General features: G+C 55.8%; 13 protein-coding genes. 6 read left to right on the forward strand and 7 right to left on the reverse strand.

Features of this window, described 5'->3' with window-relative positions:
* Positions 1-42: 42 nt before the first annotated feature.
* Positions 43-672 (reverse strand): hypothetical protein, encoded by a 630-nt coding sequence (locus tag PHD76_06230; GenBank protein ID MDD5261430.1) that lies wholly within the window; start codon positions 670-672, stop codon positions 43-45.
* 196 nt (positions 673-868) lie between these two features.
* Here PHD76_06230 and PHD76_06235 point away from each other — a divergent pair, with 196 nt between their 5' ends.
* Positions 869-1228, forward strand: coding sequence for a hypothetical protein (locus tag PHD76_06235; protein ID MDD5261431.1), 360 nt, complete (start codon positions 869-871; stop codon positions 1226-1228).
* Positions 1229-1451: 223 nt separating this feature from the next.
* Here the strand turns inward: PHD76_06235 and PHD76_06240 are convergent, their stop codons facing one another.
* Both PHD76_06240 and PHD76_06245 read right to left on the reverse strand, forming a co-directional pair.
* On the reverse strand, positions 1452-1886 hold the full coding sequence (locus PHD76_06240; protein MDD5261432.1) for a PIN domain-containing protein: 435 nt from the start codon (positions 1884-1886) through the stop codon (positions 1452-1454).
* A gap of 3 nt (positions 1887-1889) precedes the next feature.
* Positions 1890-2129, reverse strand: coding sequence for a hypothetical protein (locus tag PHD76_06245; GenBank protein ID MDD5261433.1), 240 nt, complete (start codon positions 2127-2129; stop codon positions 1890-1892).
* A gap of 186 nt (positions 2130-2315) precedes the next feature.
* Here PHD76_06245 and proS point away from each other — a divergent pair, with 186 nt between their 5' ends.
* On the forward strand, positions 2316-3830 hold the full coding sequence (gene proS, locus PHD76_06250) for a proline--tRNA ligase (protein ID MDD5261434.1): 1515 nt from the start codon (positions 2316-2318) through the stop codon (positions 3828-3830).
* A 54-nt stretch (positions 3831-3884) separates the two neighbouring features.
* Here the strand turns inward: proS and PHD76_06255 are convergent, their stop codons facing one another.
* The 3 genes from PHD76_06255 to PHD76_06265 are packed head-to-tail and all read right to left on the reverse strand — an operon-like array spanning position 3885 to position 7110.
* The gene (locus PHD76_06255) at positions 3885-4670 is read right to left on the reverse strand and encodes an aminotransferase class IV (GenBank protein MDD5261435.1); all 786 of its coding nucleotides are present in this window, start codon (positions 4668-4670) and stop codon (positions 3885-3887) included.
* Positions 4667-5833 (reverse strand): anthranilate synthase component I family protein, encoded by a 1167-nt coding sequence (locus PHD76_06260; protein ID MDD5261436.1) that lies wholly within the window; start codon positions 5831-5833, stop codon positions 4667-4669. Before PHD76_06260 ends, PHD76_06255 begins: the two co-directional genes overlap by 4 nt.
* Positions 5830-7110 (reverse strand): pitrilysin family protein, encoded by a 1281-nt coding sequence (locus tag PHD76_06265; protein MDD5261437.1) that lies wholly within the window; start codon positions 7108-7110, stop codon positions 5830-5832. Before PHD76_06265 ends, PHD76_06260 begins: the two co-directional genes overlap by 4 nt.
* Positions 7111-7371: 261 nt before the next feature.
* On the opposite strand from PHD76_06265, the gene PHD76_06270 reads away from it, so the two are divergent.
* Positions 7372-9381 carry a hypothetical protein gene (locus PHD76_06270; GenBank protein MDD5261438.1) on the forward strand — a complete coding sequence of 670 codons (2010 nt, stop codon included), beginning with the start codon at positions 7372-7374 and terminating at the stop codon, positions 9379-9381.
* 86 nt (positions 9382-9467) lie between these two features.
* On the opposite strand, the gene PHD76_06275 is transcribed toward PHD76_06270, so the two are convergent.
* Positions 9468-10052 carry an NUDIX hydrolase gene (locus tag PHD76_06275; GenBank protein ID MDD5261439.1) on the reverse strand — a complete coding sequence of 195 codons (585 nt, stop codon included), beginning with the start codon at positions 10050-10052 and terminating at the stop codon, positions 9468-9470.
* 198 nt (positions 10053-10250) lie between these two features.
* Between PHD76_06275 and PHD76_06280 the strand changes: the two genes are divergently transcribed.
* The 3 genes from PHD76_06280 to PHD76_06290 are packed head-to-tail and all read left to right on the forward strand — an operon-like array spanning position 10251 to position 14735.
* Entirely contained in the window at positions 10251-13091 is a 2841-nt protein-coding gene (locus tag PHD76_06280) for a glycoside hydrolase family 38 C-terminal domain-containing protein (GenBank protein MDD5261440.1), read from the forward strand.
* Between the two features lie 20 nt (positions 13092-13111).
* A complete protein-coding gene (locus PHD76_06285; protein MDD5261441.1) occupies positions 13112-14104 on the forward strand; it encodes an HAD family phosphatase in 993 nt (330 codons plus the stop codon).
* 13 nt (positions 14105-14117) lie between these two features.
* Positions 14118-14735, forward strand: coding sequence for a LysE family transporter (locus PHD76_06290; GenBank protein ID MDD5261442.1), 618 nt, complete (start codon positions 14118-14120; stop codon positions 14733-14735).
* Positions 14736-15174: the final 439 nt, after the last annotated feature.

Here is a 15174-nt window from a genome sequence, read left to right on the forward strand (position 1 = left end):
TAGCGGTCTATGCTGAAGCTTAAATTATGCCAATTCCAATTTTCAGCGAAATGGCCCTAAAGCATGCTCTTTCAGGTAATTCAGGAGCGTCTGCGTAATTAATTCACCGGTTTCCCGGCACTCATCCTTTAATGAAATATCGGCCGGTGGCGCAGTATCCGCCGCCGTATCCTCGGCGATCTTGCGCCTGCCGGTCACCCGGAATGTCATAAACGGTTGGACCTGCGATTTTCCCAAATCATACACAAAAACCGTGCACTCAATCCTGTTTTGCCTGGCGCTGTCAGGATTCAACAAAATCGATTGCGCATCCGCCATGGATAACAACCGGATACGACCACTCACCAGCCAGCCGTCCGCGGCAAATGGCTGGGTTTTGTCCTGGCGCTGCACATCAAACCCTTCCTGTGCCAGACGCTCCTTAAGACGATCACCCAATTCATGCACCACACCCGACTCAAAATCAGCAGCGGCAGCCTGCTCCATATCCATGGTCAAAACCACACCATCCGTTTCAAAATCCCGGATAAAGATCGAAGTGGGCCTTTTCTCGGGTACCGGCAAATTTTGAAGTTCCATGTCATGGGTGGAAACCGTACCGCAGCCCGAAATAAGGAGCCCGGAGCCTGCCAATAGGCTGAAAGCGACAAGGTAAGCCGATATTGTTTTCATGTCAAAAGCCCTGGGTGAACGTGGACACATGGAAAATCCAGCCAGAGCGGCACTTTGGCAAGCAGAAAGAAAAATCAAATCTTTGAAAATACGGCCAAAGCAGGCAGAATATCACTTATGTCAGGCGCAAAACTGGCCAAGCCACAATGCCGGGACACCCCTTTTCACAGCTAAACAACCGTAAAGCAACCCCATCATGATTCGACTCATCCTGGCCTTGCTCAACCTTCTGGGATTCCCCGGCATTGGAACCCTGCTGGCCGGACATAAACGCACCGGACTCATCCAACTGGCCCTCGCTTTCATCGGAGGCGCCCTCACCCTGCTTCCGATTCTTCCAATAATCCATACTGTTTCACCCTATCTTTCCGACAGCAACCAATTGACGGAAAAACTCGAAAGCGGTGAATTGGTTTCCCTGCCTACCCTTGTGATAACACTGCTCCTCAGCCTCATCGGCGTGTTGATTTTCTCCTGCACCTGGCTCTGGTCCTCCGTGACAACAGCCCCGCGCAAAAAGACCCCACCCCCGCTGCCCGGTTCCACTACACCTTAGAAGCCGCTTGACGAATTATCTATGGGATCACAGTCAGATTACCACAACCCAAGTGTACACCCGCGTTGTGCCGGTCGATCTAAAAGTGCCTCTGGAGTCAGCCCTCGACTCCTGACAGATTTTATCCTGGCTTAGCTTTTGAATCGGGAGAGGTTGCTTCGGGGCGTTTCCCAACATCAGATGAACATGGTTCAACATCAGCAAGAGGCATGCATCGAAAGATTCAAATCACTGACAAATTCCCCGCCTTCGCATTGCGGACGGCGGAAACCAAAATTCCAGTGTCAAAAGTCGCCAACTTTCCGCCGTGCTTCACCGCCAGCGCGAGCAGATAAAGATCGGTCAGATGGCGCGAGCTGTGAATCCGCTCCGCTGAAAAAATGGCATCGTCGCGAATCGAAAGGTCGTCCGGCCAGAATTCATGGTTGGTCTGGCCGGCGAATTTTTGCAGCCTTGAAATCAAATCACCCGGCATGAAATGCGCGTTCCGGCTGTAACTCCGGTTTGACATGATGCGGACAACGCCGCTTTCAGTAAGCGGGCAGCTCGCCCAACCGCGCTTCGCATGGGCCGCCCACCAGGCATGCGCCCGATCATGAAAAGCGTGGTCGGGGTCAAGCAATGCAATGACGACATTGATATCCAGCAAAGTTCGCATGATTTAGATGCCTTCTTCGTCGCGCAGTTTTTGAACATGCTCAAGCGTGACGACTTCACCGCGCGAAGGCAGTACCGGCACGCCGCCGCGCAAAGTCGGACGATTTTTTTTCTGCGCTGCAGGCGCAGTCAAACCCCGGCGCGCAAGGTTGGAAATGACCTCCCCGGCGGTACAGCCTTCGGATTGGGCCAGTTCCTTGGCCGCCTGCAACACGTCATCTTCAATGTTCAACGTCGTTCTCATGCATCTGATGTTATTGCATCAAGGCATCAACGTCAAATTTCTTCGTCCCGGAAATCGGGCGCGGCGACCGTCTCCCCCTGCCCAAGTGCGGACACGGAAATAAACCGGGTTGAGATTCAAGTCCCTTGCAGTCAGCCGCTGAATTTGCTTTTGTCTTCCGGCGTCTGCTTTTAACTTCAATCCCTTATGGCCAATGACACCGCAATCAAACCCACGCGCTCTGAAGATTTTCCCGAATGGTACCAGCAGGCCGTCGCCGCCGCCGATCTGGCTGAAAATTCAGATGTCCGCGGCTGCATGATCATCAAACCCTGGGGCTACGGTCTCTGGGAACAAATCCAGCGCCCGCTCGACCGGATGTTCAAGGAAACCGGGCATGACAACGCCTATTTTCCTCTCTTTATCCCGCTCAGCTACCTGCAAAAAGAAGCCGACCACGTCGCCGGGTTCGCAAAAGAATGCGCCGTTGTCACCCACCACCGCCTGGAAACCGATGCTTCCGGTCGCCTGGTACCCAAGGGTGAGTTGACCGAACCGCTCATCGTCCGCCCCACCTCGGAAACCATCATCGGCGCCTCGTTCGCACGCTGGGTGCAGTCCTACCGCGATCTGCCTCTGCTGCTGAACCAATGGGCCAACGTGGTCCGCTGGGAAATGCGGCCCCGGCTCTTTTTGCGCACCACCGAATTCCTCTGGCAGGAAGGCCACACCGCGCACGAAACGGCGGATGAAGCCCGCGAAGAAACGGAAAAAATGCTGGGTGTCTATGAAACCTTCGCCAAGGAATACCTCGCGCTGCCCGTGTTGACCGGTGAAAAAAGCGAAAGTGAACGCTTCCCCGGCGCGAACCGGACGCTTTGCATCGAGGCCATGGTTCAGGACCGCAAGGCCGTCCAGGCCGGCACCTCGCATGACCTCGGCCAGAATTTCGCCAAGGCCGCCAACATCCAGTTTTTGTCGCGCGATAACAAGCAGGAATTCGCCCACACCACAAGCTGGGGCGTCAGTACGCGCCTGATCGGCACGCTCGTCATGGCCCACGGGGATGACAACGGCATCATTCTTCCTCCTCGCGTCGCGCCGTCCCAAATCGTCATCCTGCCTGTCATTCCAAAAGAACCTCAACGGGCCGATATCCTCTCGGCCTGCGAGCAGCTCGCGGCGGAACTCCGCGCCCAAAACTGGCATGGCGAACCCTTGCGCGTCAAAGTGGATGCCCGCGAAAAAACAGGCGGCACAAAAAGCTGGGACTGGATCAAAAAAGGAGTGCCCCTGCGCGTCGAGATCGGGCCTCGCGACCTGGCGTCGGGCAGCGTTTTTGTCGGACGCCGCGACCGCGAAGCCAGGGACAAGCAGTCGCTGCCGCGCAACGAATTCGTCGCCAAAGCCGCCGCACTATTGCAGGAAATCCAGCAGGGACTGTATGACCGTGCGCTGGCATTCCGCAATGAGAACACACGCAGGATCGACTCGAAAGAGGAGTTCTACGCCTACTTCACGCCGAAAAATCCCGAAAAACCGGAGATCCACGGCGGCTTTGCCCTCGCCCACTGGTGCGGGTCACTGGAAGTCGAGGAACAATTGAAAAACGACCTGAAAGTCACCATCCGCTGCCTGCCCTTTGACGAAAAAGAGCCCGGCGCCTGCATCTTCACAGGCAAGCCCAGCAAACAGCGCGCCGTCTTCGGCAAATCGTATTGACCCAGCCACCTGGGAAATGGCACATGGATATCCATGTGAATAAAGGAATCGCAGCTAGGGCTCCTCGTCTTCGAGAAGTCCGGGCTCGTTGATGTCTTTAAATGCACGCGTGTCGGAGGCTGCTGACAATTGTTTTTCAACCTCCGCATGATAGAGCTTGCGCAGAGTCTCGGTATCCGGGCCTATCCTCAGATTGCGCCCCCGCCACAGGATCACCGGCATGATGCCAATCCGGCTGTTGGTGACGAAGATTTCATCGGCGGCCTCCAACTCCTCCACCGCCCAGCGCCCCTGCTCCAATTCCCCCCTCCAGTTTTCCATCACCCAGTGCCGGACAACCCCCGCCCGGCAGCCGCAACTGTGATCGGGCGTGAACAGCGTTCCCTCCTGGAGCCAGAACACATTCGCCATCGAGGCCGACGCAATTTCCTCCCGTTCGTTCAGCAGGATCGTTTCATCATAACGTGTCTCATGCCTGGCTTGGTAGTGGAGCAAATAACTCAGTGTTTTCAAGCGCGAATCCCAGGCCTCGGACGAAACCCGCAGGCGCGAAAGATCCAGCGTGTAATTTGCCGGCACATGGTCGATCCCTTCCTCAAACATCGTGTTCAACCCGGAGGAGGTCAAAAACCAGCGCCAGATCCCATCCCCTTCCGGAACCGCCCCGTGATTATCGGCGCCATCAATCGGCAACCCGATAGATTTCGCGCCTGTGATGAGATTCCTAAGGTGGGATTCATAAAAGAGCGCCACGCCTTTGCGCACCACAACGGTTTCAAAAACACCCAGGCCATAGCGGAATCCCGAGTCTGATAGCTCCACTCTGGGTTTTTCACTCATGGCAAGGCGCCCGTTTTTCGCGCGGGAATCGGCCGCCGGGCCTGATAAATCGAAAAAGCCTGGCATAACGCCCGCGCCTTATGCTCCGTCTCTTCAAATTCCAGGACCGGGTCCGAATCGGCGGTAATGCCGCTCCCGGCAAAGAAGGAAAGCTTTCCGCGGTGGTATTCCGCCGTACGGATCGCGATGTTAAACTGGGCGCTGCCGTCAAACCCAAAGTACCCGATGGCCCCCGTATAAAACCCGCGCCGGAACGGCTCGAGCTGCGCGATGATTTCACGGGCCCGTTTCTTTGGGGCGCCCGTGATCGAGCCGCCGGGAAAACAGGCCCTGACAGCCTGCACAGGCGAGACATCCCCGCGCAACTGCCCCTCAACAGTCGAAATCAAATGAAACACATGCGAAAAAGCCTCGCAATGCAGCAGGCTCGGCGCCGTCACGCTGCCATACTCGCATATCGCGCCCAGATCGTTCCTCTCAAGGTCCGTAATCATGATAAGCTCGGCGATTTCCTTCGGGGAAGTGGCCAGCTCGAACGCATTCTGCCGGTCGCGCAGGCTGTCCCGGTCGCGGGGCCGCGTGCCTTTGATCGGCTGCGTGCGGATACGCCCGCCTTGCAGGCTGATGAACAGTTCCGGCGAAGCCGAGCATAAAATCCTATCCTGACATTCGAGATAAGCCGAAAGCGGCGCGCCCGTCGCCTGCCAGAGGGCCTGGAAAAAACGGCGTGCGTCAAAATCCGGCACCGCACGGCAAAAGCGGCGCGCGAGATTCGCCTGATAAATGTCCCCGCTTCGAATGTGTTCCTGCGCCGCCTCGATCATCCGGCAGTATTCTTCCAAACCCGGTTCCCCGGCCCAGTCCTCGTCCAGGGCCGCCTGGGAACGTTCGACCTCTTCCGGGAACAACGGGTCCTGCGAAACCGGTTCCAGCTCCGGATAAAACGCAAAATCAAAATCGCCATCGTAGGAAAAATAGCCCACGGCCGCCCCCGGCGGATGCAGGCAGTCCGGACCGGATTTTGTCCGTTCTTTCAAGGCTTCATCCAGCCGACCCCAGTCGTCCCAGGAACCGGACAGGCGAAAATCCGGGCGCCCGAACAAATAAACCGTGTCGGTCAGGTCCGCCCGCAACAATGCCGCGCTGCATTCGCCGAAGTTCATAGGTCCTGGAGCGGTTTTGCCGCTTCCTTCAGCAGCGTGTCATTGACTTCCGGCCCCACAACGGCGAGCGCCATCCGGCCCGGTCGGAACAAATCGCGCGCCACGGCCTGCACCTCACTGGGAGTCACTTCTTCAATGGCGCGGATCACGTCGGCGGGCTGCAGCATAACGTTGAGCCCAACCAGCGATTCCCCCATCCACATCATGCGGCTAGTCGTGCTCTCCAAATGCAGTTTCATCTGGCCGATGATGTAATCCTTCGCCCGGCGCAACTCGACCTCGTCCGGCTTTTTCCGGGTGATGCGCTCCAGTTCCACGGCCACCAATTTCATGGCCTTGACAAGCTTGGGTGTATCGACTCCCGCCTGCACATAAAACGCGCCGGTTTCATGAAAATGCGCCGTAGCAGAATTGATCGAGTACGCCAACCCGTGCTTTTCGCGCACCATCTGAAAAAGCCGCGAGCTCATGTTTTCGCCCAGCATGACGCTCAGGAGCTTGAGGGCGTAGCGGCGTTTGTCGCCTTTGGGATAGGCAAGCACGCCGAGAGAAAGGCTGCATTGTTGAACGGGACGGGGCACGGAAACCAATGCCACGCGGCTGCGGGACGGGGCCTTGAAAACAGGCGCGGAAAATTTCGAGCCGGTGCGGCTGACATTCACATAGCGCTTGGTCAGGGAGTGTATCCGTTCGCGCGTGACCCCGCCTGCCACCGAAACCACCAGGGTCTCCGGACTGTAATGGCTGCGCCAAAAATTCATCAGGTCTCCGCGCTTCATGGCCGACACCGACCCCGGGCTCCCGGTGATCGGCCGCCCCAATCCGTGCCCAGACCAAAGAGCCTGGTTGAGTTGCTCCATCACAAGCGATGAAGGCTGGTCTTCGTACATGCGGATTTCTTCGAGGATGACCCCCCGTTCGCGTTCCAATTCCTCCTTGGGAAAATTGGATTTCCAAAGCATGTCAAAAAGGACATCCAGCACCAGCTCCAGATGGTCGGCATCCAGACGGGCGTAATAGCAGGTCATTTCCTCTGCTGTGAAGGCGTTCAAGTCGCCGCCCTTGCTCTCGATTTCCTGGGAAATCTGAAGGGCGTTGCGGCGGGCGGTACCCTTGAACAGCATGTGTTCCAGAAAATGCGCGCCGCCGTGGAGGCCGGGGGTTTCATAGCGCGCGCCGGTCCGGAACCAGAGTCCGACCGAAACACTGTCCACCTGCGGCATGTGGCAAAATGCAAAATCCGAACGCCCAACCGCCTCGCGGTCATAAGAAACCATAACAGAACAGCTTACGCTTCCCTGTCAACCTGTCAAACAGGCTTCTCACGGGATTTCCGACGCCGCTTTGGGAATGCACGCCCGGATAAAAATAAAGCATTTGAGCCGTATCTGTTCCATTGCAAAGCCGGAAAATTAACCTTACGGTTTTTGCGGATGAAACCAGCTCCGCCGCCTGCCAGCTTCCATTTCTTTTATCGACAGCCCGCAGATGGAGCCTTCTGTAACATGTTAAAATCTTAATAATGGAACGATGAAAAAATGACTGAGAAACTACGTTACGGAACTTGGGGCTCTGACGAAGCCGGACTGCCTTGTTTTAACCTCACTGCTGGCGACAATGACGCGCGCGAAGCGCCCTTCCGGCATCTGATCGGCACGGGTCGGCTCCTGGCAATGGCGGATCGCTGGGGGCGGGCACATCTGTTCACGACCGAAGGCGGCTTTCTCTGGCTCAACAAACCCGGCGATGCGCCGGTCAATGGTTCGTTGTATTTAAAGATGGAGTCGGACGGGAAGGCGCTTCCCCTGCTACACGGCGCGTTAACGCAGAAAAACGGAATACGGATCGGGGTCGGACATATTGAATACTCCGGTGAAGTACAATCCGAAGGAGTCCATCTGCGGGTTGTGCAACAATTTTATGCAAGACCGGACCGGGGACGTGTTCTTTTTGCCCGTTTCTCGCTCACCAATCTTGGAAATACACCTCTCCAGACCCGTCTAAAAATCTGCAGCGATGTCACCTGCGCGCAGGCCGGATTGCACCCGATTCTGCAACCCGGATTGGCCGGGTTCAGCAAAGCCCATGAACAGCTTGGTGATGTTTTTTTGGCTGCCGCTCCGGAATGGCAGCCTTCTGCCGAACAGCAAACGCTGGCCCTGGGCCATGATGCAGTCCTTGCACCCGGTAAAACATGGACTGCGGACGTTGCCACGGGTTATGGCAGCGCCGGAGCGGTTCAAATTCCTCCGCTGGATGAAGTCAGGAAACAATGGAGCAGCAAACTGGAGCCTTTTCGCGTCGATGCGCCCGAGGAATGGATGCGGCAGGAATGTTTGTGGAATGCCGGACAGTTGCTTTCCTTCACCTGCTACGATGGCTCGGTGGACGAATATTTCATCGCACTCGGCGGCTATGGTTGGGGCGAATTCGGAGTCAGGGAAGTCGCAGAAACCAGCATGGTGCTGGCGGACTGCGACTGGGAGTTGGCGGCCTGTTCGCTTCGCTTCGTCGCCAAAACACAACTGGCCAGCGGCGACATCCCCAAAATGCACTCGATGCGCCGCGACCGCAAGGTGCGCGAGTTCGAAAGTGACAACGAACTTTGGTTCGTGATCGGCTGCTGTGAAAGCATTGCGAGCGCCGGAAAAACACAGTTTTGGGATGAACCGTGCAGCTTTTGGGACCAGGGCGAAGGCAGCATCTGGGAACACGCCAGGCGCGCCTTTTATTGGGTGCGCGACGGCATCGGCCTCGGCAGCCACGGGTTGATCCTTATGCGGCAGGGCGACTGGAATGATTACCTCTCGCTGGTGGGAGCCGGAGGCCGGGGCGAGTCCGTGATGAATTCCGGCATGGCCTGCTTCGCATTCACGGCGATGGCGGATCTTGCGCGCCGCCGCGGTGAAACACAGTTTGTAGCCGAACTCGAAGCCTACACGGCCAAACTTCGCCAAGCCGTCAACGCTGTGTTCGACCAAGGCTGGTTTCTGCGGGGCTACACCGACAATGGCAAGCCGGTCGGCTCCTATGAAGAGGGCCGCCTTTTCATCAATGCCCAAAGCTGGTGTTCCCTGGCAAAATGCGGCACGCCCGAGCAGCGGAAAACCGCCCTCAAAAATGCCGTGGCCCGCTGCCACACCGACATCGGCCTGATGCTCATGAGCCTGCCTTACAGCGGCCCCGCACCCGAAGGCATTTCCGTCTGCGCCTTTCCCGATGGCGAAGGCGAGAACGCCGGGATTTGGCCGCAGACAATCTACTGGATGGTTTGGGCGCTGGCGGAAGAGGGCCTCGTTGAAGAGGCATTCAGCGAATGGATCTGCGGCACCTTGCGCAATCATTCCCGCCGTTTTCCGGAAGTTCCCTACGGCATCTTCAATGGCCCGGATTGTTTTTCCTCGAAGTGCGCGGGGGAACGCGAGGGCTGGACCCAGCTTGAACTCGTGGACCGCGCCCGCACGGTACCCATGAATCCCATGATCGCCTGGCAAGGCTTCGCGATGAAGAAAATCAACCGGGCGAAAAAGGCTCGCAGTATGGTGTAAAATCCAAAGCGGTGTCGCGCCTCCGGCTTGCCACCGCACTCCACATCGGACATGGCGATCCATGCCTGTTGGATTCACGCAGGCGTTTATTCCGAAACCAAGCCTGCAAGATAAGCCAGTACCTTGCTGTCGAACTGCAGCCCGGAGTCCATCGCGCGCGCCAGATAATCCGGCACTTCAGCGCGTCTGAGGAGCAGGACGCTGATTTCCTCGTCCTCGCCCAAGCCGGGGACCGGGTATATATTTTCAGGAAGGGTTTCATCAATCTCAACCAGCACCACATGCGTGCGTTCGCTGCTCAGGCCGGGCGTGTTGTATCCTGCGGGCAGCAACCGGACCACGCGCCCATGATACCCCGTTTCCTCCTTCAGTTCCCGAAGAGCCGCGATTTCGGGCGTTTCGGAGCCGTCGATCAGGCCGGCCGGGAATTCAATCACCAGTCCCTGCGCAGGCGGGCGGTACTGTGAAATCAGCAAGAGGCGGTTTGACGGCATCAACCAGGAGATCAGGAGAACAGCCCGGCATTCGCCGTTGCGCGCCGCCATTTCCCATACCCGTTCGGATCCCCGCGCGTCCTTCCAGCGAATGGACTGCAGGTTCAGAAACCTGCCCGAGGCGAGTGTTTCCCGGGAAAGTTCACGGCTGGGATCGTTTTTACCTGTGGAGCTCATATCAATATATGAAGTTGGAATTAGGACGGAGTGTCCGGCTTCTACCATGGAAATACAAACAAATTTCGGTTTTCATGGAAAAGACTTTCGTCTAGCGTGAACTCCACTTATAACAAAAACCATTCCGTTGATGGATTTCACAGACGGGCGCAAGTCCGCACCCTGTGTTCTCGGGAAAAATCGGATTAAAACGCCAACATGAGCACTCAATCAAAAAAAACAAAAGTTTATCTTGTCGCCAACAACCATATCGACCGGGAATGGACCTATGACTCGCAGTTGACGCGGGTCCTGACCACGCAGTTCTTTGAGGATTTGATCACCACTTTCAAAAAAATCCCCGATTTCCAGTTTGTCCTCGATTCCCAAACTGTGCCCCTCGACGATTTCCTGGAGTTGTATCCGGAAAAAAGGGGGGTGCTGAAAAAATATGTCGCCGAGAAAAGATTATGGGCGGGCCCCTGGTACACGGCGCCCGATTGCTTTTATTTGAGCGGCGAATCGGTGGTGCGAAACCTGCTGGTGGGCCATGAGGTCGCGGCCTCTTTCGGCAATGTCTCCAAATTCGGCTATACACCGTTCGGATGGGGCCAGCTTTCCCAGCTCCCGCAGATATATGCGGGCTTCGGCATCGACAGCGTGTTCTTTTACCGCGGAGCCGACACGATCAAGAGCAACTATTACAAATGGGTCGGCGCCGATGGAACAAAGGCCTATTGCATCAAATATCATCGGACAAACTTCTTCGACAAGGTGTTCCGCCCGATGACAAAAAACCGGGAAGCGGTTCCGTGGGACCGGGAGTTGAATTATACCGGGGACGAAGTGCCGTTCATGTTCGGCAGCGACGACTACAAATATGAACACGGTTTTGTCGCGGGCGGCAAATACCACATCAAGCAGGACAAGATCGGGGACGCCATCGAGAAGTTCACCGAGGAGCACCGGCCTCATTTCCCAGGCAACATCGTTCTGGGCATGAATGGCATGGACACCTGCTTCCCTTCACTCAAAGGACTTCTGGCAATCGATGAAGTCAAAAATGAAAAGAAGGGCAAGCCCCGGAATTACGACCTGTTTTACAGCAGCCTCGACCGCTTTTCAGCCGACTTGAAAAAAGCGGTGGCAACCGCCCGGGTGAAGTTGGAGGAACATTCCGGGGAAATGCGGCGCTTTTTGCCCGGGTTCGGCGGCCCTAACAAATCGGAGCTCAAGAGCACGCATTTCTACCTGGCCGCAACACGCCCGCGCCAGAAATCCAGGAATGCAAAGGCCGAGAACCTTCTCGCCCGCTACGCGGAGCCGTTTGCCGCCGTCAGCCACATGCTCGGAAAATCCTATCCCCAGGAATACCTGACTTCCGCGTGGAAACATCTCCTGAAATGCCACCCGCACGACACCATCGCCGGCTGCGGCGTCGATGCCATCGAAGTCGATATGCTCAACCGCCTGGACCAGGTGATCCATATTGCCAGGGCGGTTCTGAATGTGTCGGCCCAGCATATCGTGACCCGGATCGACAATTCACAGCTCAGCGACAATGAACTGGCGCTTGTGGTCTTCAATCCCTCGCCTTTCATGCGCAAGGAAGTTGTCAGCACCTGGCTGCACCTGCCGGAAAAACTGGGCATCAACGACTTTGAAATTGTCGAAAAGCAAAGCGGGCAGAAGGCGGAGTTCGAGATTGTGGAACGCGGGGAGATGACCGACCGGATCTTCAGAGACCTCACCGACACCAGCCTTTACATTTATGGCGAACTGGTCCAGATCCGCCTGAACGCCTCGGTGGACGCGCTCGGATACAAGACCTATATTGTTAGGAAATCGGCCTCAAAGCTGTCGTTTGGCTCCGAAGTGCGCTTGATGGACAACCGCATGGAAAATGAGCACCTGCAGGTGACCATCAACGACGACGGCACCTTCAATATCCTTGAAAAGGAAAGCGGCAAATCCTACGCGGACCTGCATTACTTTACCGATACCGGCGACAACGGCGATTCATGGGTCCGCTTTGTTCCCGACCGGAACCGGCTTCATTCAAGCCGCGGCCTCACGGCGGACATTCACAGGATCGAAAGTTCAAGTTTGGCGACCCGCTACCAAATCGACTACCAGATGATGGTTCCGAAGGGGCTCGAAAAGAAAAATTACATCATGGAAGGGTATTATGATTATGCGGAAAGTTCGAAGGAGCTTGTGCCTTTGAAGATCCGCTCGGTTCTGACTTTGTCAAAAGGCTCCAGAAGCCTTGATATCCAAACTGAGATCGACAACCGTTCGTTCGACCATCTGGTGCAGGTTGTTTTCCCGACGAGGTTGAAGACCGATAAAGTACACGCGGAATCGGGCTTTGATGTCGTGGAGCGCAGCATTGTCCGGAACGAAAAGAAGGCGGACCCCAGCCTGGTGAACGGCGAGGACCCCTTCATCCGCTTTGTGGATATGTCCGGACCCGACGGCGGGCTGGCGATTCTGAGCGACAGCGTGAAAGGCTATGAGCCCCTGGGAGACGAGGACAACAGCCTGGCGCTCAACCTGATCCGGGCCTACACCTCGCAGCTCGTCACCATCTATGGTCGCAAGGAACGGCGCACCGATTCCGCGCTCACCCAGGCGCAGGGAATCCACAAATTCCATTATGCCGTGTATCCCCATGCCGGGAACTGGGAAAACGGTTGTCTCGAGCAGGCTGAGAAGACAAACTATCCGCTGGTCCCGGTGCAGACGCATCGCACCTTCGGAAAACTGCCTTCCGAATCAGGCTTCATCAAGGTCGCATCAACGGCGCTTGTGCTCAGCGCGCTCAAAAAAGCCAATCGCGAAGACGCCGTCATTCTGCGACTTTACAATCCCTCGACAAAAGCTGTGGAATCCGAAGTCGAGTTCATGCAGGAGCTTGCGGGCGTCGATGCGGTCAATTTGAACGAGGAAAAGCTCAAGACCGGAGGCCGACCCGACTTTAAAGGCCGCAAACTCAAAGTAAACATCGGGCCGAAAAAAATCGTCACCTACAAACTCAAATTCAAATCAAAGTCTTAACATCCCAGAAAGAATTATTCATGAGTCATTCAATCAAAATTCCGGACATCGGTTCATTCGGCGCGGATTCCGGCCTCATTCCGTTGCAGGCTTGCAGCGACGGATTTTACAAAACCGGAAGCAATGGCGTCGTCTCCATTACGGCGACCGGCGATAAAAAAGTGGAGTTCATCGCCTTCGAAAAACATACGATCGCCTATGTCAAGTCGGCCATGGGTTATCCGGCCTATTATCCGGTCCACCCGATCCGCCTGGAAAGGCCCGTCAAAGCCGTGCTGATGGATTTGGACGGCACCAGCGTCCGCAGCGAAGACTTTTGGATTTGGATCATTCAAATGACCACCGCAAGCCTGCTTGGGAATCCGCGCTTTGAGCTGGAGGAAGCCGACATGCCCTATGTGTCCGGGCACAGCGTCTCGGAGCATTTGAAGTATTGCACCAAAAAGTATTGCCCCAATAAGACGGTGGAAGAGGCACGCGATTTTTATTTTCAGCATACCCACCATGAAATGCAGGAAATCATGGAAGGCCGCGGCAGGGAGAACGCCTTCGTGCCGACCGAGGGCGTGAAGGAATTCCTTCTGGAGCTGAAATCCATGGGGATCAAAATCGGCCTGGTAACATCCGGGCTTTACGAAAAAGCCTGGCCGGAAATCCTTTCGGCATTCAAGACCTTGAAGATGGGCGATCCCCTGGATTTTTACGACGCCGTCATCACCGCCGGTTTCCCGCTGCGCAAAGGCGTCAGCGCCGGAACCTTGGGCGAACTTTCCCCCAAGCCGCACCCCTGGCTCTATGCGGAAACCTGCCGGGTCGGATTGGGGATCGAGTTCAAGGACCGCCATTCCGTGATCGGCATCGAAGACAGCGGGGCCGGGGTCTGTTCCATCCGCCTTGCGGGCTACACCACCATCGGCATCGCCGACGGCAACATCATTGAAAGCGGCACCAAGGGGTTATGCGATCATTATTGCAATAACTTCAACGAAATCCTGAAGGTGATCAAAGGCTGAATTGGCATTGTCTATGGCGCTCAATTTTCTATTCAAGGGCGTTATCATTGGATTCTCCATCGCCGCGCCGGTTGGGCCGATTGGCGTTCTCTGCATCCGCCGCACTTTGAGAGATGGAAAACGGATCGGATTGGCCATCGGTTTGGGCGCGGCGATTGCTGATACCGCCTATGGCGCAGTTGCAGCTTTTGGTCTTACGATCATATCCAACTTTTTGGTTGGCGAAAAATTGTGGCTTTGCCTTCTTGGCGGCTTATTCCTCTGCTATCTCGGCATTCAAACCTTTATCAGCAAACCTGCCGGGAAGGCTCCGGAAGTTCGTGTCGGCGGATTCTTCTCAGCCTGCCTCAGCACGTTGTTCCTTACGCTTGCAAATCCGCTGACCATTCTGTTTTTTGTTGCCGTGTTTGCCGGGTTTGGTCTTGGGACATCGCGGGACTATTTCAGCGCGAGCACGTTGGTTGCAGGCGTATTTCTCGGTTCAATTCTTTGGTGGCTGTTGCTCAGTAGTTGCGTCACCTTATTTCGATCACGAATTACCGGGCGCTGGATGCGCACCATAAACCAATTGTCGGGCGGTGTTATCGTCGCGATTGGGCTTTATTCGCTGTCGCTGTTTTTCTTCAGATGATGTCTCCGGAGCGCGGGTCAAGGAGTCGCCGGGGAGACCATCCTGCCTGCACCGCTGCGCATCTGGAACACTCACGATTTATCGGAGCTGCGCAGCGGATGTTTTTCAGCTCCCGCTTTGGGGGGTGTGGTATTTTTGATTATGCCTAATTTTCAGGATTGGAAAAACAAACACATCACCTCTCACAAAGCCACAAAGAACACAGGGGGTGAAAGCACATACATCGAAGGAAGAAAATGTATTTCGCGCCAAGCTCGCTAAGCCCGCAAAAAATTCAAAGGGCAGGATGAATGCTTGCGCTATCGAACTCATTTCAGATTTCTATTTGATGTATAGTATGTCGTGAAGTCGCGTTGAATGCGGTTGCGCTTATGTAAGTTGTCATAGTAGCCAAGAAATTCTGTGGCCAAGGATGTTTCTTCAACCGTTTTACCATCTT

The organism is Candidatus Methylacidiphilales bacterium (assembly GCA_028713655.1).
GTDB lineage: Bacteria > Verrucomicrobiota > Verrucomicrobiia > Methylacidiphilales > JAAUTS01 > JAQTNW01.